Origin of the sequence: Anaerobacillus alkaliphilus (assembly GCF_004116265.1) — a bacterium.
GTDB classification, from domain to species: Bacteria; Bacillota; Bacilli; order Bacillales; family Anaerobacillaceae; genus Anaerobacillus; species Anaerobacillus alkaliphilus.
In genome coordinates, this window is record NZ_QOUX01000018.1 from 1 (window position 1) to 525 (window position 525).

Annotated in this window: 1 pseudogene; it reads left to right on the forward strand. The window is 40.8% G+C overall.

What is annotated here, in order from left to right:
* Nucleotides 1-525, forward strand: a pseudogene (locus DS745_RS24510) (bifunctional 2',3'-cyclic-nucleotide 2'-phosphodiesterase/3'-nucleotidase); the annotation flags it as partial.

A 525-nucleotide genomic window follows, 5' to 3' on the forward strand; every position in this document is an offset into this window, starting at 1 on the left:
CGAGATACGCAACTACACCAGGCGCTGATCTTGTAAAAGGAACTCTAAATGGCGTACCAACAGTGATGCCGGGTGCATGGGGAGATCATTTAGGGGTTATTACGTTAAACCTTCAAAATGACAATGGCACATGGACAGTGGTTGATGGTGGAGCGAAAGCAATGCCAACAGTAAGCTACGATGCTGACCCAGCTATGGTTGCGTTAGTAAAAGATCGTCATGAACAAACAATTGAGTATGTAAACAACCCAGTTGGTAAAACAGCTACACCGTTAAATACGTACTTCTCACGTGTCGCACCAAATAAAGTTGTTCAATTAATTAACGATGCTCAGCTAGAGTTTGGTAAGAAACATTTTGCGGGGACAGAATATGAAAACCTTCCACTTCTTTCTGCCGCAGCACCATTTAAAGCAGGAAGACATGGAGCATCCTATTTTACAAATGTGAAAAGTGGAATTGCGATTAAAGATATCGCGGATATTTATATCTACAACAACACATTACAAATTGTAAAAGTAGATG